Source organism: Sphingorhabdus sp., assembly GCF_044357595.1.
Classification (GTDB): Bacteria; Pseudomonadota; Alphaproteobacteria; order Sphingomonadales; family Sphingomonadaceae; genus Sphingorhabdus_B.
This window is the reverse complement of sequence record NZ_JBIKPH010000019.1, coordinates 1-25,415: the sequence shown is the minus strand read 5'-3', so window position 1 is coordinate 25,415 and position 25,415 is coordinate 1. Positions and strand designations below refer to the sequence as shown.

Annotated in this window: 20 protein-coding genes and 1 tRNA gene; 9 read left to right on the top strand and 12 right to left on the bottom strand. The window is 50.7% G+C overall.

All coding sequences use genetic code 11. The features are described 5' to 3' along the window. Positions 1–459: 459 nt before the first annotated feature. The 6 genes from ACIQ2T_RS04010 to ACIQ2T_RS03985 form a co-directional block, all read right to left on the bottom strand. The gene (locus ACIQ2T_RS04010) at positions 460–726 is read right to left on the bottom strand and encodes a hypothetical protein (RefSeq protein ID WP_397589689.1); all 267 of its coding nucleotides are present in this window, start codon (positions 724–726) and stop codon (positions 460–462) included. Positions 727–729: 3 nt separating this feature from the next. After that, positions 730–1,074 (bottom strand): P27 family phage terminase small subunit, encoded by a 345-nt coding sequence (locus ACIQ2T_RS04005; protein WP_397589688.1) that lies wholly within the window; start codon positions 1,072–1,074, stop codon positions 730–732. Positions 1,075–1,609: 535 nt separating this feature from the next. After that, the gene (locus ACIQ2T_RS04000) at positions 1,610–3,406 is read right to left on the bottom strand and encodes an AAA family ATPase (RefSeq protein ID WP_397589687.1); all 1,797 of its coding nucleotides are present in this window, start codon (positions 3,404–3,406) and stop codon (positions 1,610–1,612) included. Positions 3,407–3,574: 168 nt separating this feature from the next. Continuing rightward, the gene (locus ACIQ2T_RS03995; protein WP_397589686.1) at positions 3,575–3,766 is read right to left on the bottom strand and encodes a helix-turn-helix transcriptional regulator; all 192 of its coding nucleotides are present in this window, start codon (positions 3,764–3,766) and stop codon (positions 3,575–3,577) included. A 67-nt stretch (positions 3,767–3,833) separates the two neighbouring features. Further along, positions 3,834–4,259, bottom strand: a complete 426-nt coding sequence (locus ACIQ2T_RS03990) for a hypothetical protein (protein WP_397589685.1) — start codon at positions 4,257–4,259, stop codon at positions 3,834–3,836. A gap of 1 nt (position 4,260) precedes the next feature. Further along, a complete protein-coding gene (locus ACIQ2T_RS03985; RefSeq protein WP_397589684.1) occupies positions 4,261–5,466 on the bottom strand; it encodes a tyrosine-type recombinase/integrase in 1,206 nt (401 codons plus the stop codon). Between the two features lie 222 nt (positions 5,467–5,688). Between ACIQ2T_RS03985 and ACIQ2T_RS03980 the strand changes: the two genes are divergently transcribed. The 3 genes from ACIQ2T_RS03980 (at position 5,689) to ACIQ2T_RS03970 (ending at position 8,369) form a co-directional block, all read left to right on the top strand. Further along, a tRNA-Ser gene (locus tag ACIQ2T_RS03980) sits at positions 5,689–5,755 on the top strand. 384 nt (positions 5,756–6,139) lie between these two features. After that, positions 6,140–7,657, top strand: coding sequence for an amino acid permease (locus tag ACIQ2T_RS03975; protein ID WP_397589683.1), 1,518 nt, complete (start codon positions 6,140–6,142; stop codon positions 7,655–7,657). A gap of 280 nt (positions 7,658–7,937) precedes the next feature. After that, on the top strand, positions 7,938–8,369 hold the full coding sequence (locus ACIQ2T_RS03970) for a cupin domain-containing protein (protein ID WP_397589682.1): 432 nt from the start codon (positions 7,938–7,940) through the stop codon (positions 8,367–8,369). A gap of 204 nt (positions 8,370–8,573) precedes the next feature. Here ACIQ2T_RS03970 and ACIQ2T_RS03965 read toward each other — a convergent pair whose 3' ends face one another. Beyond that, on the bottom strand, positions 8,574–10,247 hold the full coding sequence (locus ACIQ2T_RS03965) for a cyclic peptide export ABC transporter (protein ID WP_397589681.1): 1,674 nt from the start codon (positions 10,245–10,247) through the stop codon (positions 8,574–8,576). A 124-nt stretch (positions 10,248–10,371) separates the two neighbouring features. On the opposite strand from ACIQ2T_RS03965, the gene ACIQ2T_RS03960 reads away from it, so the two are divergent. From ACIQ2T_RS03960 to ACIQ2T_RS03940, 5 genes are all read left to right on the top strand, one after another. Continuing rightward, positions 10,372–11,001: a YcjF family protein gene (locus tag ACIQ2T_RS03960; protein WP_397589680.1), complete on the top strand. Its 630-nt coding sequence runs from the start codon at positions 10,372–10,374 to the stop codon at positions 10,999–11,001. A 117-nt stretch (positions 11,002–11,118) separates the two neighbouring features. Beyond that, positions 11,119–11,277: a hypothetical protein gene (locus ACIQ2T_RS03955; protein ID WP_397589679.1), complete on the top strand. Its 159-nt coding sequence runs from the start codon at positions 11,119–11,121 to the stop codon at positions 11,275–11,277. A gap of 140 nt (positions 11,278–11,417) precedes the next feature. Then, complete coding sequence (locus ACIQ2T_RS03950; RefSeq protein ID WP_397589678.1) at positions 11,418–12,428, top strand: prohibitin family protein; 1,011 nt, start codon at positions 11,418–11,420, stop codon at positions 12,426–12,428. A gap of 165 nt (positions 12,429–12,593) precedes the next feature. Next, a complete protein-coding gene (locus tag ACIQ2T_RS03945) occupies positions 12,594–14,741 on the top strand; it encodes a TonB-dependent receptor (protein ID WP_397589677.1) in 2,148 nt (715 codons plus the stop codon). 135 nt (positions 14,742–14,876) lie between these two features. Continuing rightward, complete coding sequence (locus ACIQ2T_RS03940) at positions 14,877–16,193, top strand: MFS transporter (RefSeq protein WP_397585003.1); 1,317 nt, start codon at positions 14,877–14,879, stop codon at positions 16,191–16,193. Between the two features lie 199 nt (positions 16,194–16,392). On the opposite strand, the gene ACIQ2T_RS03935 is transcribed toward ACIQ2T_RS03940, so the two are convergent. The 3 genes from ACIQ2T_RS03935 to ACIQ2T_RS03925 form a co-directional block, all read right to left on the bottom strand. Continuing rightward, on the bottom strand, positions 16,393–18,051 hold the full coding sequence (locus ACIQ2T_RS03935) for a hypothetical protein (RefSeq protein ID WP_397589676.1): 1,659 nt from the start codon (positions 18,049–18,051) through the stop codon (positions 16,393–16,395). 139 nt (positions 18,052–18,190) lie between these two features. Next, a complete protein-coding gene (locus tag ACIQ2T_RS03930; RefSeq protein ID WP_397589675.1) occupies positions 18,191–19,381 on the bottom strand; it encodes a hypothetical protein in 1,191 nt (396 codons plus the stop codon). Between the two features lie 375 nt (positions 19,382–19,756). Next, positions 19,757–21,457, bottom strand: a complete 1,701-nt coding sequence (locus ACIQ2T_RS03925; RefSeq protein ID WP_397589674.1) for an adenylate/guanylate cyclase domain-containing protein — start codon at positions 21,455–21,457, stop codon at positions 19,757–19,759. Positions 21,458–21,657: 200 nt separating this feature from the next. On the opposite strand from ACIQ2T_RS03925, the gene ACIQ2T_RS03920 reads away from it, so the two are divergent. Next, a complete protein-coding gene (locus ACIQ2T_RS03920; protein WP_397589673.1) occupies positions 21,658–22,098 on the top strand; it encodes a DoxX family protein in 441 nt (146 codons plus the stop codon). Positions 22,099–22,161: 63 nt separating this feature from the next. Here ACIQ2T_RS03920 and ACIQ2T_RS03915 read toward each other — a convergent pair whose 3' ends face one another. After that, the gene (locus ACIQ2T_RS03915) at positions 22,162–22,908 is read right to left on the bottom strand and encodes a sulfite exporter TauE/SafE family protein (protein WP_397589672.1); all 747 of its coding nucleotides are present in this window, start codon (positions 22,906–22,908) and stop codon (positions 22,162–22,164) included. Between the two features lie 24 nt (positions 22,909–22,932). Continuing rightward, the coding region (gene secA, locus ACIQ2T_RS03910) for a preprotein translocase subunit SecA (protein WP_397589671.1) at positions 22,933–25,415 on the bottom strand (2,483 nt) is incomplete at its 5' end.

Genomic DNA, 25,415 nt, shown 5'->3' with positions numbered 1-25,415 from the left:
GAAGCTGTAAAACAGCGCTTCCTGCATCACCGTTCGCTCGCCCATCATCAGCATAACTCCCAACTACAGTTACGTTGAATCAGAACATGCTCCCCTCTTCAAGCGGAGTTTTTCAACAGAATAGGGCGCAAAGCTGCCGGACAGCATTTGGACGCAGAGCGCTCACTTTGGGCGTCCGTGGTCAGTTACCTTGGCTCTCCGAATTCAATTTGCGCCCAGGGCACTTCAGGACGGCCCTCGGACGGGATGGCATTCCAAGCTGCTAAAACTGTGGGGTGATACCGCTCCCAGTCATCGCGCATTTCTCCGTGGACCTCGGCTTGCTGCTCAGGGGTTAGTTGCTCATACGACTTGTGAAAGCGGTAGTAACCTAACCCTGCGAGCAAGCATCGGCCCGGGCCGAACTGCAGTTCGTAAATGCATTCTGCAGTCAGGCGGTGGGCTTTGCTGGTTCTGCGTTTAACTGGCATCGCTATTCTCCCAAGGTCTTCCGAACTTGTCTTCGGCCCATGATGTTTCTGTCCGCGTACGTTGATCTAACCAGCATGCGCCATAGCGCTCCCAGGCTGCTAACGCGTCAGCATCAAAAGGCTGCCCCGATCGCTGGAGGGGGATGCCGATGTCCTTGAGGTTATCAAAGAAATCATCGCCACAATCAAAGATCGCAGACCAAGCTTTATAAACATGTGCGTCATTGCGCTTCGATACGCGTCGTTTAACTGGCATTGCCTATCTCCTGTTTGATTGCAGTGCTGGCGGACGCGGCGTTTCGCTTGGGGCGCCTGTGTCTAGGTCCAGTTCCCGCACAAGGCGGGCAAAGGCGGTTCGGGCATCACGCTCAATGGCCACACATGGATGACCGCGAATAACGCCGCGTTCGTCTGTAAAGGTCAGTGCGCCATGCTTAGCCAGTGCCTCACGGGCCTGCGTCATGCGATCGCTGGCCTCACATGCGGCGCGCAGCAGTCTAAGGTGATGCGGTTCCAGCTCGAAGTCGCGGATAACTTGTTCCCACCACTCTGCAGCATCAGGAGATAGGTGATCGGGTGGTGCGGGAAGATTTGATAATATCATTTTTATTGTCCTTTCACCCGCGGAACTAACCGGGGCACTTTGCATGAATGTTCTAGTCCACACCGGTCAGGGAGGCTCAAGATAGACATACCCCCTCCCCCCTTCGGCCAGCCGTCAAGCCCAACCTGCGGTCTGTGACGCAATGGCTTGCCGCGATCTTGGGCGTCTTTGATGTCCGCGCATTCACCACATAGCCAAGCATAGTTGGACCTTTCGCTGGACCCGCCTTTGGCCAGAGAAACGATGTGGTCAGCGACACAGCCAAGCCGCGTTCGAGGTGGTGAAGCTGACGCACAATGTTCACAGGTTATGACGGTGGCCTTCAAATAGGCCCGCATTCTTTGGTGTTCTGCGCCGTAGCCTCTAGCCGTTGTGTTTTTGGTGTGGTTCCAACCGGTTCGCTTGTTCATGTCGTTTGCTCCTTCGCTAACGCGCATTGATGTTGCTATCTCTGCAACCTTGATCTTTGACCGCGGGCGATCTGTGATGCGCCGTTGCTGTGCATCGAAGTTGCTGCGACGTTTCAATCTGTCCGTCACAGCTTTGGCTCTTTGTTATATACTGTGTCACATGTGTCCGTTTGTCCGCTTGGATCGATAGAAGGGACAATGTGACACGTGTGACACCCATATAGGCCTCGGCTGAATTTTGTGATTTCACCTGCCACTGCCATACGCATCATGGTCTTGCGTATCGTATCGCGTTTGCGGCCTGTGATTTCAGAAATTTCAATTGGTGACAGTGGTTTGTTGGCTTTTCTTAATAAATCTAATATAGGTTGCCGCTCATCGCTGCGCGCGATTTCATGCGCCGGTCCAACGATATTCCATGTCCCGTTGTCCGCTTCAAAGCGGACACATGTCTCTATTTCCTCGATGTCTCTGCCCCTGCCATAGAGCATCATTTGTCCGGTTCCGGTGTCCGCTTTTAAGACAAGGACGGTATCGGCTGCGCCGGTTAGGCCTCGAGTGCCGCTAACGGCATCAAATGGGTCGTCAGCGTCCATCTTGCGCGTGTGGTGAACCATGACGATTGCGATGCCATGCTGCCCAGCAAGCCGCTGCAAGCCGGATATCAGGCGGTAGTCTCCATCATATGCTGTTTCTTTGCCAGCCACCGCGCCGCGAACTCTGGCCAGAACATCGACAATAACCATGCGCGGTTTTGGGACGCCTGCAATCCAATGGGCTATTTGCTCCACACAGCCTTCATCAAGCGATGGCCATTCCGTAATCAGTGTCAGGCGATCTGGAACGGCTCCTACAGCCATCTGCTTTAGACGCTTTTGCAGTCGCCGCTCGTTGTCCTCCAAAGCCAAATACAGAACATCGCCACCATCAGGACAGATAGAGCCGAATGTAGGACGTTCACCTGCAACGCTTAAAGCCCACCCCAAGGTCATCCACGATTTACCAACCTTGGGCGCTCCAGCCAGCAAGGTTAGGCCTTCAGCAACATATCCTGGGATAATGTAGCGGATTTCGGCAAAAGTCTTTTGCATCAGCGCGCTTGCTGAAATGCCAGTCTGATATTTGTGTTTTGTGGTTGTCTTTGCGCCGCCATTAAATGCGCGTTTTGCTAGTTCGGCGAGTTCAGCCGCATTGCCGTCCCAGTCAATTATATCGCCTTTGGCCGGCAACCTTGGCAGTTTAACAATAAACGCATGCGCTCCAACCTCTTTCAAGGCCTTTAGAGCCTTGTCAGCGATATCTGCGCCCTGCTTGTCATTGTCAGGCAGTATAACGACTGTGCGACCCCGCATGTAAGCAGAAAGGTCATTCGGAAGGTCTTTTGACGATGTTGCCAATAGCCCCCAATGCGCCAGCTTGTCCGCTTTGCGTTCACCCTCTGCCATGTAAACAACGGCATCCGGCTTTGCGACAATGTCGAGCAAGCGATAAAGCAATGCATCACCGCCGCGTCCGTTCGTCCAGACACCATTAACCTGATGCTTGTACATGAACGTCTTGTTGCCGTCAGCGCGGTCGGTCCGAACCTTGTTGTATCGGTTGTGACCATCAATCGTAAAATATTCGAACACGCTTGTTGGTTGAAATGGCGCTGCAGGTGTTTGAGTAGAAGGTCCAAACCGCATTTTGGTTTCCTTTGGTTTCCATTCCGGCATCAAGCCATCGCGCCGCAATTGGTCTTTCATCGCCAATGGATTGCCACCATTGAACGAGTGAATGACTAATCCGTCTGGTGCATCTGGACTGATTGTTATGACCGTCCCGCGATCTTTCGGGCTGTGCCCAGGCGTTGGAACCGTTGCGGTATTGCCGCAAACATCTCCGCCGTAAGCTTTCGCGATTGAGTGGATGTCGATCATCATTTGCAAACCCCGCTGGTGGCATTGCGAAACATGAACAGCGACAAGGTTAGGCCCGCATAACGCGCCCTTTTGTCTTGCTTTTTTACGGTGTTGTTTGTAGGCTGCGCTGCATCATCTGCCGATCAAATTCGCAGCCCGTGTCACCCCCGTGACGCGGGTTTTGCTTTTTCATTGTGCCAACTCCCGCTCGGCGATGCGTGCAGCAATCCAAGCTTCGACTTCATTTGCAGGCCATGCCACGCAGCGATTAGAAATCTTAACGGGCTTAGGAAACTTGCCCGCTGCCATAAGTTCGTACAACGTGGATCCGCTAAGACCAGTACAGCCGAGAACATCCTTCTTCCGTAACAAATCGTTCATTAGGGTCACTCCTTTTCGGACGACCCTAAGAATAGTCGGAAGTTTACGGCGCTGCCGCCACCGTTAATTAGTAGTTTTTAACGGAGGCGAATTGCTTAGCGATCTTATCATAGCTTTTTTCAATCACATCGGCGCTGCCCTGCGCAAATTTTCCAACTAGGTATTCGCTAGCGCGTTCGAAAGCGTCAGCCCGATTGCCGCCTACAATTCTGCGCCGATCAAGCTGCCACGCTGCGACCCTGTGGCGCTCCCTGTGGACAGCATCACGCGCAATCTGCGCCTTGTGCCCTCCAGTCTTGCCTCTGCCCGCTGCGCCGCCGTTCTCGAGCTTGAATTGCAAAGCCTGTAAAGCTACGTCAGCAATCCACTCTGGCAAAGGCTTCGAATACATTGTGCACCATCGGAATGCATGGATAAGCTGCCGAAAGTCGCCGCCTTCGAACTTGATGCCACATTCCTCAATCTGTCGTTCGACGAATTGTTCAAGTTCCATATCAAACTCGCAACTTTACAACGTTATCAGCCTTTGCGCCCTGCAAAATGCGCTGCAGTTCTGCCGCCCATGCGTCTAGCGCTGCTCGCTTTTCATCTGCCCAATTATGCCGCTGATAAACACCGGCAATCCCGCCCTTGCTGCCGCTGACATGGTTCAGGACAGCTTCAGTTACTTCGAACCTAATACCCAGCCGCTGCAGCCCCGTCGCCACGGTGCGCCGTATGTCATGCAGAGACCATTGCGGCACGTCATCGCCAAGCTCTGCCCTTAGCCCTGCCCGCATGCGCTCGACGGCCTTCCCAATGCCGCTGGCGGGCTTGTCAGGGTTGCCCTTTGCGGGGAATAGCATCTTACTGCCCTCAATCTCTGCAATACCTTCTAAAACGACCCCAGCGGATGCGGACAATGGCACAATATGCGTTTCTTCGTTCTTGGCCCGCTCGGCTGGAATGGTCCAAACGCCCGCCCCTAGATCAAATTCACCGCGCCTTGCCTCAAATACCTCTGACTTACGCTGGCCGGTCAATATGATTAAATGAACTGCAGATCGCCATGGTTCAGCTTGTGCATCCGCAACACGCCATAGTGTGGCTAGTTCGGTTTCAGTCAGAACGCGATCACGCGCTTTTGGTTTAGAAGGTCGCCCTGCATCGCGGCATGGGTTGGAATCAAGCTTGTCGAGCCTAGGCAATGCCCAAGTGTAAAACGCCGATAGCTGCGCATGAACAAGCCGCGCCATCACTGGAGCTTTAATGCCATCAATGAAACGGGTGACTTCGCCCCGTGTAACTGCATCCGCCATCCGGTCGCCCAGTTCGGGCAGTACGTGCTTTTCGCCGATGCGTATAATTTCGTGATGTGACCGAAGCTTCGCTTTTGTAAGCACGTATTCAGCCCACAGCGATTTGATGGTTAAGGAGTCTCGCTTGGCGGGTACAACCTTTTTCCCTGCCGTTAAGTCGCTCAGTGCCGTTCGCGCTGACTTACGCGCGTCCGCAAGTGTAAAACGTGGCCCGTATCGGCCTAACGTCACGTTCTTGATTGAACCGCCAACACGCTTACGGACAATGAACGACACCATACCGCTTGGCCCTATGCGGACCCGCAGTCCCGGCACAACCTTGTCGATGATTTCGACACGTCCGCGCTCAGGTGGCCTCAGTCCCGCAATTTTAGCATCAGTAAGGGTAACAGGTTCACTCACTGGCCATAGTCCCGTTAGCTTCCGTCACATTGATCTCCTAAGGATCCATTTGGTTGGGCCAGCCTTGGGGTTAGCGCCCGTTGGCGGGTCGCCCAACTGACATAACAGCGGGTAACTTCTGGGTAACATGGGTAACAGAATGGGTCAATACTATCGGATTGATTCGGACTTCATAAGAGAAAAAATAACCTATTTACTTTACTTTATGGATATTTTCGGACACCATCGGAAGTCAAAAAATTGACTGTTAATCAATTGGTCGGGGGTTCGAATCCCTCCCGGGGAGCCAAATATGCCATTTATATCATTGAATAATATATATATTATTTGTTTTGAGATATCCAGTATACACTTTGGATACACTTATATCGAAGTTAAGGCTTCCCCCTATTCTGGTTGATGGATCGACAGTTCCCTCTTGCATATTACTCTTAACGTCCAGTTAGCTGCATTTCTGTCGGCCTCAACTTTGCTTAGATGACGTCCAAACAACGACCGTTCAGCAAGATTAGGAGCGGCGCTTGCGAAACTACAGGCTTGCCGCCTAATATCAACCGAGCAGATGAGACCAACGCTCCGCTAATTTAACCACCGGTCAAAGCCTAACGTTTTGTCAATAGGGGTTACCCAAGCGGCAGAGTTTGAGTAAGAAAAAAATAAAAGGGGGCGAGAAATGTCAAATACGGGGGCTACGCATCACGCCGCTGATGTGAAGACGCTGCACGATATGGGCTACGCGCAGGAACTTTCCCGACGAATGGGACATTTTTCCAATTTTGCAATTTCCTTTTCTATCATTTGCATCCTCTCTGGCGGCATCAACTCCCTTGGACAAGGGACGAGCGGCGCCGGTGGCGCTGCACTTGGAATAGGGTGGATCGTCGGCGGCTTAGCCGCTCTCATGTTCGCACTGGGAATGGCCCAGCTTTCTTCAGCGTTTCCAACCGCAGGTGGCCTGTACCACTGGAGCTCTATCCTTGGGGGACGCTTCTGGGGCTGGCTTACCGCATGGCTCAACCTGATCGGGCTCATAACGGTGCTTGCGGCGATCAACGTCGGTACGTTCAACTTCTTTGTTGGCTCTTTCGGATCTTTCTTCGGCATTGAGCTAGGTTATTGGTCGCAACTGATCTTTCTTATCGTGATGACAGGCATTCAGGCGATTATAAACCATCTCGGGATTCAGGTGACGACCAAGCTAACCGACCTTTCAGGATATTTGATTTTGGGCGGCGCGGTTCTACTTACGGTGGCGCTGCTTGCCTACGCTCCGTCGCATGACTTCAGCCGTTTGTGGACTTTCACAAACTATTCGGGCGCAGCGGGCGGTAATGTTTGGCCCCAAACCAGCTCGATCGTGCTAATCTTCTTCCTTGGGCTGTTGCTGCCGATCTACACGCTGACGGGTTATGACGCGTCGGCGCATACTTCCGAAGAAACCGTAGGCGCGGCAAAGAAGGTGCCCACGGCGATTATCCATTCGGTGGTCTGGGCCGCGCTGTTTGCGTGGCTTTTCTCAAGCGCCTTTGTTCTCGCCATTCCCGACATGGAAGAGGCAGCCAAGCAGGGCTGGAACGTGTTCTTCTATGTCATGGACTCAACGATCCCGGCTAAGCTAAAGTACTTTCTTTATGCCATCATCCTTTTGGCCCAGTTCATCTGTGGCTTAGCCACGGTGACATCGGCCTCGCGAATGACCTTCGCCTTTGCGCGTGACGATGGTTTGCCGGGATCAAAATACCTTCGAACCGTCAACCGGAAGCACCGGACGCCTGTTCACGCAATCTGGACAAGTGCCGCGCTAGCTGTGGGGTTCACCGCATTCGCCGGCGCCTATTCGGTTGCCGTTTCGGTAACCTCAATCGCGCTTTATCTTTCCTATACGATGCCAATTGCGGCGGGCCTTTTTGCCTATGGCAATAGCTGGACGAAAATGGGCCCGTGGGACATGGGGCCGGCATTCCGCGTCATTGCGGTTTTCTGCATCGGGATTGCTGCTGTGGTCTTCTATGTCGGTGTCCAGCCGCCAAATGACCTCGCATTAAAGGTTGTGGGGGTTATCGGCTTGCTTACCGCAATCGCCTGGTTCGGCATCGAAAATCGTCGTTTCAAGGGCCCGCCGATTGGTGACCGGATTGCTGCGCGTGCGGCGGAAATTGCCGCGGCTGAAGCCGCTGTGGGTAAAGCGTAGGGAAAGTTCGCTTTAGAACCGACCTTCCGTCATCCCTTATCCCCGTTAGCAGCGATGGCACCCTGTCTGTCGTCAGAATATGTGGCACTGATAGCTGCGTAAATTAGCGGAACATTGGCCTCATTAGCTGGGCTGATATTAAGCGGCGAGCTTGCGGTGTTGCAATCGCCGATACTCGGTAGTCTGTCGCTACTCTCAATGTGGCGAGGAATAATTGAGACATATTGACAGAGTGTGGTAGCCCCGATCGACATTGGTCTGTTAAATCGGGAGTAACTTTATGCTATATCTGCGCGTCGCGTCTTTTCTATTTGCTGCCCCGTTGCTGGCTAGTGGGGCGGTCCTCGCCGCCGATACGCCAACGGTAACCAGCGAAGTGCTGCTGCAAAGCACGAGCTCTTGGGATGGAACTGCCTATACGCGCTATCCCGATGGCACGCCTGAACTGACCACCTTAAAAATCACCATACCGCCTCGCACCGAATTGCCCTGGCATACTCATCCGATGCCCAACGTGGCCTATGTCCTGTCCGGTGAATTGACGGTAGAGCAACGCGAAGGCGGCCAGTCTAAAACTATCCAAGCCGGCGACGTGCTTCCGGAGATGGTCGATATCAATCACCGCGGGCGCACTGGAGACAACCCGGTAGTTCTGATCGTTTTCTATGCCGGTACCAAGGGGATGCCCCTCTCTGTAGCTCCAAAACAATAACAGCCCGTTCCGGTAATACCGTACCCCAACGGGCAGTGTATCAGAACTGTCCATCGGTAGAACCTTTGGTACTAATGGTTGCGTAAATTAGCCGAATGCCGTCCTAGTCTGGGGTATAATGTTGAGCAGCGGTGGCAGGTATGCCGCATTATGAGGGCCTTTCGCAACTGTCGTTAGCTATCGCGAATAGTGCTCAGAAGCAATCTACGCGATTTTTCGAGACGCGCTACGCTCGGCGTCAACGAATGTCAGCTTGCCATCAGCCATGTGCATGCGAATATCGGCCACATCAAAATACTTGTCGTCGTGGGTGATCGCGATGACTGTGATACCCGCCGCCTTAAGATAAGGCAGGATAACCCTGTAGAATTTCTCACGGAAATGTGGGTCTTGATCGGCAGCCCATTCGTCAAAAACGCACACCGGACGTTTTTCCAAAATCGCAGCAATCATCGCCACGCGCTTCTTTTGTCCAGTCGATAATTTAAGCGAACTAAACCGGCGTCCCTCCAGTGCTACTTTATGGTCCATCTCGAGAAGTTCGAATAAATGCTTTGCCTCGTCGGGATCATAATGTTCGACCCCATAAAGCTCTTCAAATAGATGATTGTCCGAGAAAATAGTCGAAAACAGGTTTCGGTACGCATGAATGTTGGTTGTGCCGATGGTCGTCCCATCTACGCTAATTGTGCCATACGCGGTGGGATAAAGGCTCAATAGCAAATAGAGAAAACTAGTTTTTCCTGAACCATTTCCGCCTGTTATGAAAACAGTCGATCCGCGTTCTACATTCAGACTAATGGGCCCAATTTCAAACCCCGCTTCTCCGCCTGCTGATTTGTGGCTGAATTGAACTGCGTTCAATTGGATAGCTTTAAAACCTGAAAACCGCCCCTCTAACAACATTTCGTCCGACGGCGACGACAAGTTTTGAAGGCTTTCTTCAAGCGCAAGTATACGCTCAGCAGCGGCGTTGGCTTGCGCAAATACCGGCAGGCTTCCGACTATGCTTGATACCGGACCGATAAGAAATAACGTGGCAGTGGTCGTCATCGCGACAGTTTCAAGACTAACAGTCGACAGCATAGGCACTGCAAATGCCATCAAACCTGTAAGGACAAAAAAAGTGACCGTCGACCAAACGAAGTCGTGCGCCTGAAGCGACTGTGTCTTTACCCGAATTGCCGACACCATTCCCGACAGTCGAGAAACATTTGCAGATATGTCGTTAGACTTCTGCGCATTCAGTTTGATCTCTCTAAAGCCTTCAAGGATGTCAGAAAAGCCTGAGATCAGCTGGTTCTCTCTCATCGCAGTCTCATGCAGCTGGGTAGCAACCTCTTTAGAACGCGAGAGATGGAAGATTGCGGCAGTAACAGTAAAGGTAGTCGCCAGCACGAATGCCGTTGTCGACAGATACGCCATGTATATCATTGAACATATGACCAGAATGGCAGACTGGATTGCTATTATCAGCATAGGGGTCGATTGAGAAATCACCTGCGCTTCGCGACTGAGTGCTGCATAAATAGAAGTTCGTCCAATTTTTTCGATTTCGAGAAGTTCAGCAGACCGAGCGGCTTCAACGAGGCGCATACGAAGCTTATCAAGAATATCTTCTACCTTGCGACAAGCATCCTCCATTAACCGCTGTTGCGATGCGATATAAATGCCAATTGCCAGCGCAAAGAGAACAACGCTCCGCCAGCTGACGTCAACACCTTCTGTCGACTGTATGTTTTGGCCATCGGTCTTTTGGACCGCCATGTTGATGATCGCCAGAATAGCGGCGCTTGCGAATCCCGAAATGGCAGCTAGCCCCAAAAGCTGCCTTCCAAAGATGTCCGAGTCACGTTTCAGGATATCAAATAAGTGCATTGGTCCAGCCTAGCTTTCAACAATATAGTCTCCGATAACTACTTGAGCATGGAAAGCTTTGTAAAAGTCAATTTAAAATGTCAAAAAATATTAATTTTATATTAGAGCAGAAATGGCATAGAAAGTGTATAAAATTCGTGTAAGGAAAATTCAATCCATGGTTCATTTTTTCAATCTTTCACGGGGGTTTATTATGACAGAAAAAAAAGAAAGTGCGGATACACTGCCTGAAATGGCTGCAAATGATACTAACGCCGGATCACCAGAATTATCTCGCCGCGAGCAGGCTTCAAAATCAATCAAGCGTTATTCTGCTGCATCGGCAGGCTTCGGCATCATTCCGATACCTGCGCTAGATATTACTGCAATCGGCACATCACAGTTTTTGATGATCCGCAGTGTGGCAAAAATTTACGGCTTAGACCTCTCCAAGGATCGGGTTCGCGCGATTGTCAGCACGACGGTCGGTGGAGTGGCTCCCGTTCTTTTGGGCGGTGGACTGAGTTCGATATTCAAGATGATCCCTGTTGTGGGCACTATCGTTGGCGCTGTGACGCTGCCATCTATTGCGGGCCTAACAACCCTGACACTGGGCAACGCACTGGCTGATCATCTGGACGCTGGTGGCAGCCTTGACGAATTGGGCCTGGCTCAACTGCGCGCTACTTTCAACTCTGAATTCAGGGCCGCCAAAGCTAAGCTTTCAAGGAAAAAACAAGCTTCGGTTGAGAACACTGAGGCTCTAGCCGCGTAAATTACCGGTGCAATCCGATCTACCTTCCGCGGGTGTTCGGATTGTTCAGTTACGAGGGGGGGGTCAGTTATGTTGGCAATAGCCATATATTTAGTTCTCTGCCTGCTGGTAGGGTTTATGGCAATTGATCGTAAGGGTGGTTTTTTACTCTTCTTGATATTGTCGGTAGTTCTGTCTCCGCTCGTCGGCGTCTTCATGCTTTTGATAACCCGTACATCGGTGCCAAATGCTCGTGGTTTAAAGGCTTTGGAGCGTGAGCAGGCATTACAGAAATGACGTACACAGTCTCGTCTGAGGCTATCCTACCTGAACCCGAAGAGAGCGGATTTAAGGCAAGGCTTCTTGCGTTTTTTCGCAAACTGAATCCGCGAGCGTATTTCCGCAGACATAAATATAAGATCGTATTGAGAACGCTTTTGAGCGTTTTTTTGCTCGTGTTGCTGGGGCCTCTTTTTCTCGTCCGCGTTCCGGCCGGCCATGTTGGAGCAATATGGCGGCCTCTGTTCGGCGGAACGGACCCATTTGGCGTCCTCCTCGAAGGCGTCCGCATCGTTGCACCTATCAACACCGTCACTTTATATGACACGCGACTATTGATCGCACACGACACCTTTGATGGGGTCACCGCGGAAGGCCTCAACGTAAAGCTAAAAATTACTTACCGTTTCCGTATTCACCCATCAAAAGTGGGATTGGTCCACAGGACCATCGGTCCAAACTATAAAGAGAAATTAATCGCGCCTGCTATCGCTACAGTTGTAAGGTCAGAAGTCTCCAAATTCACGGTTCATGACGTCTATGGTCCCGCACGTAACGCAATTCAGGAACGCATATTCGCAAGGGTTGTCGATCCGAAATTCCACAACCTAATTGAAAGTCGAGCGGACCCTGAGCCGCCCGAAGGTGCCATCGTGCTTGGGCGCCGTAACCGAAGCATCGCTGAGCAAGGCAGACCAGACCAATACAAGCCGGTGATTGAACTCCTAGATGTGTTGATTAACAACATTGTCTTGCCTGCACGCGTCGCGACGGCGATTGAGAAAAAACAAGAGCAAGAACAGTTAAAAGAAGAATATGTCTTTCGCTTAGACCGCGAACGTATGGAAAGTATGCGCAAAGAAATTGAGGCCGATGGGATAGCGCGTTTTCAACAGAAGGTGCAGGCTGGAATTTCACCAAATTATCTCAAGTGGCGCGGTATTGAAGCGACACTCAGTTTAGCTACATCCGAAAATGCCAAAACAGTCATCATCGGAGGAAAAGATGGCCTACCTCTCATTTTGAATACAGACGAGGCAACTGCAGCGCGGCGGACACCGGCCGCAAAAACTAATCCCAAAACAGGTGCAGGCAAAGCTGTCGGAGGCAGAGGCATTGATCTAGGCCGACCAAGCAGCGCGCCGGGAACTGACATTCCCTCCAACTAACAATCCGTTTGTTCTCTTAAGCGCTGGCGACGCAGCCTGGGAACCTTGCTCAAATAATTTTAGACCAATAGAAATACAAGGAAGCAAATCATGGTAACAATTTCAATCAAGCATTTTATGCTAAGCTCAGTGGCAATGGCAGTGCTAGTCTGCGGAGATCCCGCTATGGCTCAGGCTATTTCGACCGCCCAAATTGCGGATACAGAAGTCGACAATTCGGCGGTTATAATCGTGACCGCACAGAAGCGCGAGCAAAACGCGCAGGACGTTCCTATCAGCCTTGTTGCCGTCAGTGGCGCGTCGATAGAACGTCAGGGAATATCGTCGTTACAAGAGCTTGGTAACAGCATTGCGGGCGTTACGATATTGGCTGCCAACCCTGGGGCTTTGCGCCTGACGATCCGCGGCGCCAGCGATCTTTCGAGCAGCAATCAGTCCGCTTCGGTCAACGGGTTTTACATTGACGAGACAGCCATGTCTTATGTGCCTGGATATATGCCTGAAGTCGCGCTTGCTGATATCGAGCGAGTTGAAGTGTTGCGTGGGCCTCAAGGTACGTTATTTGGAGAAGGGTCTGAAGGGGGCACGCTGCGCGTGATCACACGCAAGCCCGATAGCCAAAAGTTCTTTGGTCGCGCTAAGCTGGGTGCCTATTCCACTAAGGGTGGCGGCGAAGGCTATGCAGCGCAAATCAACGCAAATGTCCCGATCATTAAGGACGTTCTCGCCGTGTCGGTAGCAGGAGGATATCGCGATCTGCCCGGCTGGATTGATATTCCTGATATTGAAGTCAAGGATAGCAATACGTCCAAGCTGAGCGATGGTCGGTTCGCACTGCGTTATACGCCGAGTACTGATTTCACTCTAGATTTATTTTATCAAATCGGCCGCAGCAAAATTCGAGACTTTGTTTCGACCAGCCGCGACGAACTCAATCCTAGGACCGTAGCAGCACAGTTCGGCGTTGGACCTGTTGGTGGCCTGTCACCGTCTGAAGGCAAACTTGATGTTGGCGCGCTGACAATCAATTACGATACGGGGCCAGCAACTCTTGTGTCAGCGTCATCTCTTACCACGTCAAGCTTCGATACTGCTCGGGATTTGACAACTATTGTACCGGCAGCTTTTCCACCTAGCTTTGTACCTGGAGCGACTGCGCAGTCAATCTATCGGGTGCGCAGCCATGCGTTTAGCCAAGAAATCCGTCTCGTTTCAAACGGCACCAATGCTCTAAACTGGACTATTGGCAGCTACTTTAAGCGCGAGACGCGCACGGTTGAAGAAGGTTTTATTTTCAACGTTCCAGCAATACAAACCATCGACAGTCCTTTATCACATAGTGACCAAGAGGGAGATGCGTGGGCGGTATTCGGAGACATTGATTACGCCCTTACGCAAAAGCTCTCGGTACAGGCGGGACTTCGATACTTTAAGGACAACAAGACCTTCAGCTTAAATCAAGTTCGTGGATCCGCATTTCCGTTAGGTTTCCCTCCAGCGGGCACAGTCCAGTCCGGGGATGATAGTTCACATGCAACATCACCTAAAATTGGCCTTACCTACAAGATTTCTCCCAGCGCCTTGATCTTTGCAAAATACTCAAAGGGCTTTCGCAGTGGCGGAGCAAATACCGCCCCACTGTCGACTTACCCCTACGCAACAAAGCAATTTGGACCAGATTCTCTTAATGCCTTTGAAATTGGGTTGAAGACTTCGCCATTCGCTGGCTGGACAATCAATTTATATGCCTATCATAACGATTGGAGCGACCTGCAGTTGCCGTTCCGCACCGACGACGGCGTATTTACGTACGTCCGCAATGTCGGCACGGCAAAGACAGACGGCGTAGAACTCGAAGTAAGCGCAGACATTACCCCATCGCTGAATTTAGGCCTTACATATGCTTATAGCAATGCGGCGATAGACGGCGACGTGAAAGATAGACTTGGCCGTATCATTGTGAGTTCGGGCAGTGATCTTCCGCTCAATGCCAAGAACAAGATAACCGCCGCAATTCATTACGAGGTTACCCTATCTTCAGACATTCAGATTGATTTTGATGGGCGCTATCGCTGGGCTTCAAAAACCTATTCTGACCCTGCCAACACTCCTGGCTACACCAATCAGCCCACGAGCCAGTTGTTTCTATCTAGCGGGGTGAAGGGAAATTGGGGCGCCCTAACGCTATTTGTGGACAACGTCTTCGATCGTGATGACACAGTGGCAAAGTATCCCCCTAATCCGCCACTTTATACATATTCAAACTATCTGCGTCCGCGTAACTTTGGTTTAGAGTTTAAGCGCAGCTTCTAGGTTTTTAGTGCTTGCCGCGTTTCTGGCACAAATGTCCCTGACGTCGTCGACTGGCACGCATCCCCATCCAACGATGGGTGCCAGCGACCCACATCGCCACCCCTTAAGTTTGGCGCCCAGCTTAGCGAGTTCATTATGTTGCGTTCTTTTGCAGACAAATTTCGTCATTTAGGCAAGTGGCTGCCCGTAAGTGTCATCGTGATTGTAACGATCATTGCTAGCATTAACAAACAGCTGGTTGGCCTTATTGCGCAGCCCGTGAAGGTGGAATTCGGTCTGAGCGACACCCAACTCGGTGGGATTTTTAGCATATTGGGCGTTATAGTCGCCATTATAAGTCCGCTTCTCGGCCAAATAACCGACAGGGTTGACCGACACAAATTTCTCTTTGTCAGCATTTTGATCTGGTCAATTGCAACGGCAAGTTATGGAGTGGCCGCGGGATATGTAACTCTATTAATAAGCGTTGCCGTAATAGCGTCCGCCGAGACTAGTTTAGGACCGATTTCCAATTCGGTAATCGCAGACCGTTACAGGCATGGGGACCGTATTAACGCAAACTTGGTATATTTTGCAGCGGCTGGTTTAACCACCGGCATCGGTTCCTTCTTGGGTGGAGTATTGCTGCATCAATCCGCCAATAATCTCACCTACATTGCATCTTTCTGGCAGGGAGCCTCCGATTGGCGTGTAGCGATGGTGGTAACTGGCCTGCTTGGTATACCACTCGCACTTCTAACGCTTGTGCTCGGGAAAGACGAGCGGCAGACCGATCAGAAGTCCTTTACCGACCTTTCTGACCTAAAACCCTATTGGCGGGATCATTGGAAAACCCTGATATCCTTTAATGTTGCTAACGCGGGCTTTTTAATCGCCGCCACAGCTACTATGGTCTGGGTTCCAATTTACTTGGTAAGGCACTTTGGAATTAGCCCAGCTGATCTCGGCATTCGTTTTGGTTTGGTCATTGGTATAGCGGATTTAATTGGGATTTTGTTTGGCCTCGTAGCGATTAAAAAGTTTTATCATTTTCTGGGCCCCATCGCGCCGCGATATATTTTTCAGTTTTCGATGTGTGGCGTTGCACTACTTTATGTGCCTTTACTTGCAGCTGAAACTGTTTGGGTTGTGATGATTATTTTTGGCATGCAGAATTTACTGGCAACATTTGGCACAGCCAGTTTCAATAATATGGTTCAAGATATGTCGTCACCTGGGATCCGAGGAAAAATATTTGGCATTAATGCGCTCATTGTCAGCCTAGTAGGCATACCCGGACCACTTTTGGTGGGAGCACTCTCCGATTACTTTGGCCAGGAGCCCCAAAGCCTACTTTGGGCTATCCTTATTATATCTGTGCCGATGCTTCTTTTTAGCGTGCTGTTGTATGGCTTAACGAACAAAATCTATCTACAAACTATAAAGGCAATTAGGATCCTGGAACAGGACTAGCGCGACGTGCCGCAACGGTTACGAACCTCATTTTTTAGCTTGCTAAAGAAAAGTAGGCCGTAATTGCAAATTACATGCTGCCCTTCCCAGCCGGCACCCGCGGCTAAAATTCTAGCAGGCATCGACACAATCAAGAAGTCATAGCAGCAACAAAATGTCGCACTCCAGGGCCCTTGCCGCGGCAGGCTAATGCTAATCTTTACTTGATAACAAAATCGCTCATGCCAATTGCATTTATATAAGCCTTACTGAAGCCGCGCCCAGGGTTTTCCAAAGTGTAATATTGGCGATGGGGCTCTGGATCCCGTTTTGACAAGGCTTCGGGTTGCGCGATCGCTAGCTTTTTCCATAGACGGCCCGCCATCAAACTCACGTTCTGAATTTCTTCTGGGCTCCCTGTTTCAGCCCCCCCAACCTCGCGGCGGACAGATAGTAAAATCAGTAGATCGTTTGAAGCAAAAGTATTTAAACGTCTCTTAAAGAGGTTCCCTAAAATGGGCACATCCCCAAGTACTGGCACGCCGCTATTAGTCGCTTGCAGTTCGCTAAAATTCGCACTCGAGACGACGACAGTATCACCATACCGCAAGTCGGCGGTTAAATCAGTCGAGGATTTCTCTGTTTGTAATGCCTCTTTGAATGTACCTGCTGCTCCTCTATCAAAAGTTTCCAAGCCAGCCGATATTTTCAGTGTGATTATACCTTCAGTCGTGAATTTTGGCGTCACTGAGAGCGTTAAGCCTACCTCTTTGGTGAACGATTGGGCACTGAATGATCCACCCGCCGCATAGGTTAGTGTGCCTCCCGAAAATAGCTTCGACGTCTCGCCATCATAAACCAGAATAGTGGGGCGGGCCTGTATTGATGAATTCCCCCCACCCGCATTAGCAATGTTAAGCGAATAGGTGACAGCTGGCACGGTCAGGTTGAGATTGTTAATTGTTGTCACGGTATCTGAAATGACGCTGCTAGCCTGTCTATCAAAAACACGGCTGCGCTCGGAATTAATCAGCGTACTGCCGAATTGCAGCGACAGGGCGTCCATCAAGTTTACGCCGCTGCCACTGACTTTTGATTCTTCACGGCGAATAATAACGACATCAACAATGGCCATCTTGCGGCGCGCTACCGCTGCGGGGGGGAGCGCTACAGGTGGTGTAACCAAAGAGACTGCTTCTAAACTTGCGGTGTTGCGTGATGAAGAACCCAACAGATCAAGCATACGATTTTGTAGATAGCTATCTCGAGCTTGCTTTGCGCCAGTCGAGAGGGCGTCAAACCATTTTTCAGCGTTGTCTTGATCGCCTGTGGCTGCAGCGACCAGGGTTGCCGTGACCAATTCGTCTGTTTCTTTGGGCGAGCCGAGCTCCATAGCGCGTTTCAGAGCTGTGGCGGCATTGGCTATATCTCCGGCACAATAGGCAGCCCGGGCCAATCCGTAAAAAACTTGCGGTTGATTGGGTGCGTAAAACGCTGCAGCGATAAAGAAGCTCTTAGCCGAAACTGCATCTTTATCCTCTAGAGCCAGAAGCCCTAGTTGGAAATTGGCCGGCCAATATGTGGGGTCAGATCGCAAGGTGGCGAAGTAACCGACCCGCGCCAGCTCGCGCCCTTCGCTTCCCGATGTGGACTGGGCATCGTAGACTAAACCGCTCAAGAAATTTAGGCTAAAGCTATTGGGATCCTTCATCAATGCCGCATCCAGACTGTCGCGGATTTTCTTCGGCTCGTAGTTGAAGTCTGCGAGGCTTTCGGCCCGAATTTCAGATGTTCGTCTCTCGCCAGCGAAAGCTTGAGCAGGGTGACACAACGATAGAATAGCGGCAAAATAATACGGGCCTGCTTTGTCGATTTTCATGGCTTTAAACTCCCCCACTTTTTAAATTTACGCGCAGTGCCTTTAGCACGACAGCGAGATATTAGGATTTTTTATAACTCCAGTATGGCTTCTAGACACCGGATCTATACCCATCTGTACGCCGTCAAAACATTTAGCCCTAAGTTTTGGATACGAGTGAAAATACAAAAATTGATACTGCGAGAACTGAGACACATGCAATCGGATAAAAAACCCGAACGATCTGGTTGAATTTATCCGCAACTAGCTGCGACCTCTCTTCATGCAACCAGAAATATATCACAGATAATACGAAGCTCACAAGAATGAGGACGATGGTCTCGATCATCAACAAATCGGTCATCGTCATGTAACGCAGAGAAGGAATTTCCTCCGACAGAGCATATTTTAGCGCGACAGTAGTCAAAATAAGAGCAATTGTGCCCTCAAGTCGCGGTCCGGAATGGGCGTGATCGAGCCAAAGCAGGCAAGATGTCGCTATAAATATCACAATGAGCGGAACGAAAATCATCAGGGCGCCCGCTTGGATCGATTCGTGGTCCAATTTCACCTTAAAATGAATTTGTGAATAGTCGACTGAACGGTCATCTGACCGTTTGGCGGGAAGTTCCTCAGCGTCCATACTGATGAATGACCAGTGGCCGTGAATAAAGTCATCGGGTTTAGTGCGGTCTTGGAACTCAAACGCCTTTAAATTGTAAACCAACTCGCTGCGATTCTGCAAAAATCCGGTCATAACGAGATCTAGGTCTATAGTTCCGTAAGGATAGAAAATGAGATTGCTCCGAAAATTGGGGACGCTGTCAAACTTTTCATAATATCGAATTCGGCCGTCCGGCCAAACGGTGAGTGATACAACACCGGTTGTGCGTTCCTGTCTTTCATTGCTGATTTCAAAAACGGGCTGCCAGATTTGCCTTAATAATTCGCTGGCAGCATCGGCATTGAGTTCGCGCGGACGATTTGGATGGAAAGGATCGGGCGTGAAAGCCAGACGAGGATCCCGCCATTCGACAACCATCTGACCAACAATTTTGTAACTCCCAGAGTTAAGATCGATGTCTGATAGATTGTCTATGAAAAACGAAACATCTGCCTCGATTGGTTTGTCCGGATTTGGAGATTGCTGAAGATCGCTCGTCGACGAAAGCTGCGGCGATGCGGCAATCTCAGATGACGATAAACCAAAAATCAGAACCACGGTGAGGATAGTAAGTTTGGAAAATTTGATATTCGCTTTCACCACTTGTTGTAGATATTGCAGCGCTGGAACGTTGAAATAGCGCGAACGGCGAGGGAATTTATCTGCCTTCAATAAATTTCCGCCCACCGACTTGCCCCCATATTCTGTCTAACCTTGATAAAGATCTTTTATATTCCAAATCTACGTATTTGGCAACTTTATAGCCCTACTGTAGCTACTTCCTTTATACCACGGGACGGCTAGCGGTCATGTTTGATATGGTCTTAGTATAGATCAGCTATTTAAATGTAATATAAATAAATTTTGCTATTTTGGGCTTTAGACTTATTCATTGCGGACACTAAAATTATTGATTATCGCCAAGAAGCAACCCGCTAGCGGCGCAAGTTTTCACCGGAATTTGAAGCATGTTTGAAACTGATCTGCCCCTTCACAGTGGTGCAGCTATCGTAGCGCAGTCCGGAGGGTGCCTGATTGTATACTGCGTCATTTAAAGAAATTCTATTTTGATGTCATTTGCCATACACCTGACCAGTCAGTGGGGGGTGATTGCCGCAAATCAGGAATGCGAGATAGCAATGTGCGGCTAGGGCCATCATCCGGAGCAAGTCCTAGTGCCGCCTGAAATGCGACTTCTGCCTTAGACCAATCCGCGCGTCTGTAATGCTCAAGGCCTTCTGCAAACACGTCGAACAGGGCCCTTTTGTCTACAGCGAGATTACCAGCCATAGCAGCAAGCTCATAGATCCGCAGCGGCTCATCTCGGCCTACAACCCTAATTTCATCGATTAAGCGGGTTTCAATGGCTGATCCAGCTGCGGCGTATGTCTCATGGTCAATTAACAGATTGGTGCCATAGACTTTGTTTACAGCTTCCAACCGCGATGCCTGATTTACAGTGTCTCCCATCACGGTAAAGCTGCGGGCACTTTCCGATCCCACACTTCCGACCACGACCTCACCTGTCGATAATCCCACCCTGAAATTGACGCTAGGTACGTCGCGGCGAAGTCCGACGATATCCGGGACACGTCTGTTGAAGGCATCAAGCAACGCCAACTGCTCGAGTGCGGCGCGGCAGGCATATTCCGCCTGACGATTGGGATCGGAGAACGGAGGAACCCAAAATGCCATGATGGCATCGCCAATATATTTGTCGATGATACCCGAATGTTCACGGATAGGCTGAGACATAACAGAAAAATACGCATTCATAAGGTCAACAAGCGTGCTTGGCGCTAGTCGCTCAGCGATTGCAGAAAATTTAACGATATCCGAGAAGAATAGGGTTGCTATCTGTTTTTCGCCGACCGACGAATGCTGTGCACCATCGAGGAGCCCCGCCACGATCCGCGGATCTACATATTGTCCGAATTTTTCTTTGATCCGATCCTTCTCGCGTAAGTCCTCGAGCATAGCGTTGAAGGCATGGGTCACGTCACCAATCTCGTCATGCGAGGTCACCTTAACATGGGCTTGATCCAGCAAGCCGGCGGCTACCGCACGTGCACCAGCCCGCAGGCTCACTATTGGCCGCGTCAGTCCGCGCGACACCAGAAACGCCAGCATAATGCCAACCAATGTGGCAAAGCTGATCATGGCAATAGTTACATTCAGCGCTATTTCCTGGTTCTCGATAGTGATCCGTGATTCGGTTTCTCCGAAATTATTAATTTCCATGGACATGGTATCGGTGTGCCGAAAGACCTGATCAGCTTGAAGTTTGGCTTTGTCCATCTGAGCCGCATCTGCAGTTAGCGTGCATGCGTCCAGGGTCATCTGGAATAGACGTTTTTCCTGATACGTAAGCTCATCTAACATTGGTTCCAGCCGAGCCAGCGCAAGCTTGCTTGTCTCCGTCACTGAAAATATTTTGCCTTTCATGAGATATTGCTTCGCCTGCGTCAAAACTTCTCTGGCGTGTTTTGACTGCTCCTTAGTCTCATTTTTACATATTGCGGTCGCCGCCTTGTCCGGTGTCTTAGTTAGATAATCAGCGGTAGTTTTCTGCGATTGAACGATGGTTTTTAACGAGGAAAGTGACAGGGCAAGCGGAAAAATCGATTCCTCGAGCGTTCTAAGCTGGCGATGTACCCGTTCAGTTAACAGTGCAGACCAGATAGTTGTCCCAAGCATCATAAGCAGAAGGCCTACAGATATGCCAAATATTTTAAACCTAATGGATCTAAAAAATTGCAACATAAATTACTGATCCTTATGTATTATTCAGATGTATTATTGTGACCGTCGTCAGATAATTTGAGACTGTTCGCTGCTTAAAACAGGTGCGTGTTTGGGTTCATTCGGTTGGTCGATATTATGCCGCAAGCTTGCGGAGTTGCAAGCGCCGATATATCTAGTTGCGTCAATCTGACGTCAACACTGCGGAGCATATACGCAACATGCAACAATCAAAGACGCCGTTCATGGCCACATTTATCCACCCGCTGCTTGCAACCACAGGCCGCGTGCTCCTTGGGCTTTACTTCATACTTCCCGGCATAGGTAAGATTCTCGGGTGGGACAGCACGGCTGCCTTGATGGCAGAAAAGGGGATGGTGTTGGTTCCCGTCTTCCTAGCTCTCACTATCGTGCTTCAGATCGGCGGCGGCCTAGCACTGGCTCTGGGCTTACGTACAAAGCTCATCGCCTTTGTGCTGGCAGGCCTCACCCTGGTCATTTCCGTGGTAATTCATAACTTTTGGGCCCTTGCTCCGGGGGAACTTCAGACCGCCCACGAGCTACAAAACTTCGTGAAAAACCTAGCCATCATGGCCGGGCTTCTAGGCTACGCCGGCTTGGGCGCTGGGCCTTGGAGCCTAGATGCCCGCCGTGGCGCCTAATGGCTGCGCCCAGTGTTCCCCGTCAAAACATTTGGCACTGATGCTCAAAAAGCCGTCGCGCCATTAGGCTGAACCATAAGCCTGCCACAGCAATCTCAAAGCCGCATAGCCCACCAGCAACGCGGTTAAGGTGCGCAATAGCTGCGGTGATAGGTAGCGCATACCGAACAGGCTACCCAATTGTCCTCCGACCAACACCGCGCCAAGCAACAGGCCATATTGCATCGCTGGTTCGGCAAGCGCCTGCGCACCCGATTTAATGATTTGGCCAAATAGCCCCGCGGCCGAGTTTATCAGAATATAGAGCGACGCAAATGTCGCGATCCGGCGCGCCTCTGCCCAACGGATGAGATGCAGGACAGGTGCCATGAATATGCCGCCACCGATGCCCGACAGACCCGCGAGCAGTCCAACACCGCCTGAAATAACTAATAACATCGGCTTGGATACGTTGCGCGGCGCCATCTTGTCCGCTTGCATGAAGAGGGCGATAGACGACGCCAACAAAGCCCCGCCCAATATTGTTAAGAATACGACTTGTTTTAAAGGCACCAGTCCCCCTGCAAATGCAAGTGGCGCCGATATCAAAAGCAAAGGTAGCACCTGCGGCCATGACACAAGCCCAGCCCACACGAAACGAATGCTGCCGCCTGTAACGACGATGATATTGCAGAAAAGCGCAATGACCGGGATCAGGCGATAATCAACGCCCCATAAGGCCAGCAAGGCAGTATAAGTTGAGCCTCCGCCAAAGCCCACCGAGGCGTAGACCAAAGCAACAACCGCAAAAAGGCCAGCTAACCAGAGCATTTGCGCCCTTCCCTTATTGCTGCATCAATATGCGCCGTGACAGTGCTTATACTTCTGCCCCGAACCACATGGGCACGGATCATTGCGCCGCAGGTCCGGATTGCCAGCATAAGGGTCGTTTGATCCCGAAGCGATTGCTGGACGCGCTATCTTTGTCGTGACGAACCCCGATGAACCAGCATCAATGTCGTCGCTATTATCTTCACCGGTAAAAGGATCGATATGCGTCGTCAGAAAATCTGGCAATGCGGGCAAGTCCGGTGGAACGAATTCTTCTTCGGCCCTGAAGTCATTCGTTGCGATCGTCTTCGTCACACCTTCACGAATGGCGGACAACATCCGCTCAAACAGACCAAAGGCCTCTTGCTTATACTCGTTTACTGGGTTCTTCTGCGCGTAGGCGCGTAGATAAATAACCTGACGCAAGGCATCGAGAGTGGACAGATGTTCTTTCCAGTGATGATCAAGCGTTTGTAGCAATATACTCTTTTCAACCTGCCGCCAGACGGCCTCGTCAAGCACAGCGCCCTTCGCTTTGAACTTGGCATTGGCCATTTCAGACACACGGTTTTCAATGGTTTCCGGATCAAGTCCGTCTTCCTGTATCCAGCTATCAATATCTGGGGCAAGGCCAAGCAATTCAGCACATTTTTGCTTAAGGGACTCAACGTCCCATTGTTCCGGATAGGTACCCTCGGGGCAGTAATTGCCGACAAGGGTGTTCACGGTGTCGTTAAGCATGTCCTCAATGATATCATCGACGCCTTCGGAATCCATGATCTCGCTGCGCTGATCATAGATAACCTTGCGTTGATCGTTCATAACATCGTCATATTCAACGAGTTGCTTACGAATGTCGTAGTTACGCGCTTCCACCTTGCGTTGCGCCGTTTCGATTGCCTTCGATAGCCACTTGCCGCCAATCGCTTCGCCGTCTTCCAGGCTTGAGTTCATCATCCGCGAGAACAAAGTCTCCGAACCAAAAATGCGCAGCAGATCGTCATCAAGTGACAGATAGAAACGCGAAAGGCCTGGATCACCCTGTCGTCCCGAACGACCGCGCAACTGGTTATCGATGCGGCGGCTTTCATGGCGCTCGGTAGCAAGAACGAACAATCCGCCAGCCTCTATCACCTTGGCTTTTTCGGCCGCAATTTCGGCCTTCAGCGCGTCGATAGCGGCTTCACGTTCTTGCCCCTCGGGCAGGTCGCGTAATTCATCTTCGAGGCGGAATTCAAAGTTACCGCCAAGCTGAATATCCGTTCCACGGCCAGCCATGTTGGTGGCGATCGTTACACTATCCAAACGTCCCGCTTGGGCAACGATACGTGCTTCGCTTTCGTGGAAGCGTGCGTTCAAGACGCTATGCTTAACGCCCTCCTTCTCCAAAAATTCCGAAAGCAGCTCCGATTTTTCAATGGATACTGTACCCACGAGAACGGGCTGACCACGATCATTGGCTTCTTTGATCGTCTTGGCGATTGCGCCGAATTTGTCTTGCGTGTTTTTGTAGAACTGGTCGTCCTCGTCAATACGCTGGACTGGCAGGTTCGTTGGTATTTCAACAACGTTGAGCTTGTAAATCTCGTGGAATTCGCCTGCCTCAGTTGCGGCGGTTCCCGTCATGCCCGACAGCTTTGGATACATGCGGAAATAATTCTGGAATGTAATGGTCGCCAGCGTCTGGTTTTCTGGCTCAATCTCCACGCCTTCTTTGGCCTCGACGGCTTGGTGAAGCCCGTTCGACCAGCGGCGTCCGTCCATCATCCGACCGGTAAATTCGTCGATGATGATAATTTTGCCTTCTTTCACGATGTAATCAATGTCGCGTTTGAACATCACATTGGCTTTGAGCGCTTGGTCCAAATGATGCACAACCAGTGTGTTTTCATAGTCATACAGGTTTGACCCCGTCAGCAAGCCAGCGCCTTCCAAAATACGCTCGGCTTTTTCCGTACCATCTTCGGTAAGCGTCACATTGCGGCTTTTTTCGTCTTTATCATAATCGCCCTCGTCCAGTTGAAGGACGACGGCCTGGACCAGCATGTAAAGCTCTGATTTATCGTCTGTTGGACCAGAAATAATCAAAGGCGTACGTGCTTCATCAACGAGGATGGAATCCACCTCATCGACAATTGCGAAGTTGAATGGACGCTGCACCATTTGCGCGCGTTCATATTTCATATTGTCGCGCAAATAATCGAAACCAAGCTCATTGTTTGTCGCGTATGTGATGTCGCTTTCATACGCGGCACGGCGTTCATGTTCTTGAATGTTGGGCACAACAACACCCGTGGTGAGGCCAAGGAATCCATATATACGGCCCATCCATTCGGCGTCGCGACGGGCCAGATAATCGTTCACTGTCACGACATGGACCCCCTTGCCCTCAATGGCGTTCAGGTAGCAGGCCAATGTTTCGGTCAGGGTCTTACCTTCCCCCGTGCGCATTTCGGCAATCTCGCCGCGATGCAAAACAATACCGCCAACCATCTGCACGTCAAAAT

Excerpts from the sequence above, each read along its gene's own strand:
- ACIQ2T_RS03990 (WP_397589685.1), bottom strand. The coding sequence starts at position 4,259 with ATGGAACTTGAACAATTCGTCGAACGACAGATTGAGGAATGTGGCATC.
- ACIQ2T_RS03935 (WP_397589676.1), bottom strand. The coding sequence starts at position 18,051 with ATGAAAATCGACAAAGCAGGCCCGTATTATTTTGCCGCTATTCTATCG.
- ACIQ2T_RS03915 (WP_397589672.1), bottom strand. The coding sequence starts at position 22,908 with ATGCTCTGGTTAGCTGGCCTTTTTGCGGTTGTTGCTTTGGTCTACGCC.
- ACIQ2T_RS04000 (WP_397589687.1), bottom strand. The coding sequence starts at position 3,406 with ATGATGATCGACATCCACTCAATCGCGAAAGCTTACGGCGGAGATGTT.
- ACIQ2T_RS03925 (WP_397589674.1), bottom strand. The coding sequence starts at position 21,457 with ATGTTGCAATTTTTTAGATCCATTAGGTTTAAAATATTTGGCATATCT.
- ACIQ2T_RS03955 (WP_397589679.1), top strand. The coding sequence starts at position 11,119 with ATGGCAATTGATCGTAAGGGTGGTTTTTTACTCTTCTTGATATTGTCG.
- ACIQ2T_RS04005 (WP_397589688.1), bottom strand. The coding sequence starts at position 1,074 with ATGATATTATCAAATCTTCCCGCACCACCCGATCACCTATCTCCTGAT.
- ACIQ2T_RS03945 (WP_397589677.1), top strand. The coding sequence starts at position 12,594 with ATGGCTCAGGCTATTTCGACCGCCCAAATTGCGGATACAGAAGTCGAC.
- ACIQ2T_RS04010 (WP_397589689.1), bottom strand. The coding sequence starts at position 726 with ATGCCAGTTAAACGACGCGTATCGAAGCGCAATGACGCACATGTTTAT.
- ACIQ2T_RS03965 (WP_397589681.1), bottom strand. The coding sequence starts at position 10,247 with ATGCACTTATTTGATATCCTGAAACGTGACTCGGACATCTTTGGAAGG.
- ACIQ2T_RS03995 (WP_397589686.1), bottom strand. The coding sequence starts at position 3,766 with ATGAACGATTTGTTACGGAAGAAGGATGTTCTCGGCTGTACTGGTCTT.
- ACIQ2T_RS03940 (WP_397585003.1), top strand. The coding sequence starts at position 14,877 with ATGTTGCGTTCTTTTGCAGACAAATTTCGTCATTTAGGCAAGTGGCTG.
- ACIQ2T_RS03975 (WP_397589683.1), top strand. The coding sequence starts at position 6,140 with ATGTCAAATACGGGGGCTACGCATCACGCCGCTGATGTGAAGACGCTG.
- ACIQ2T_RS03920 (WP_397589673.1), top strand. The coding sequence starts at position 21,658 with ATGCAACAATCAAAGACGCCGTTCATGGCCACATTTATCCACCCGCTG.
- ACIQ2T_RS03970 (WP_397589682.1), top strand. The coding sequence starts at position 7,938 with ATGCTATATCTGCGCGTCGCGTCTTTTCTATTTGCTGCCCCGTTGCTG.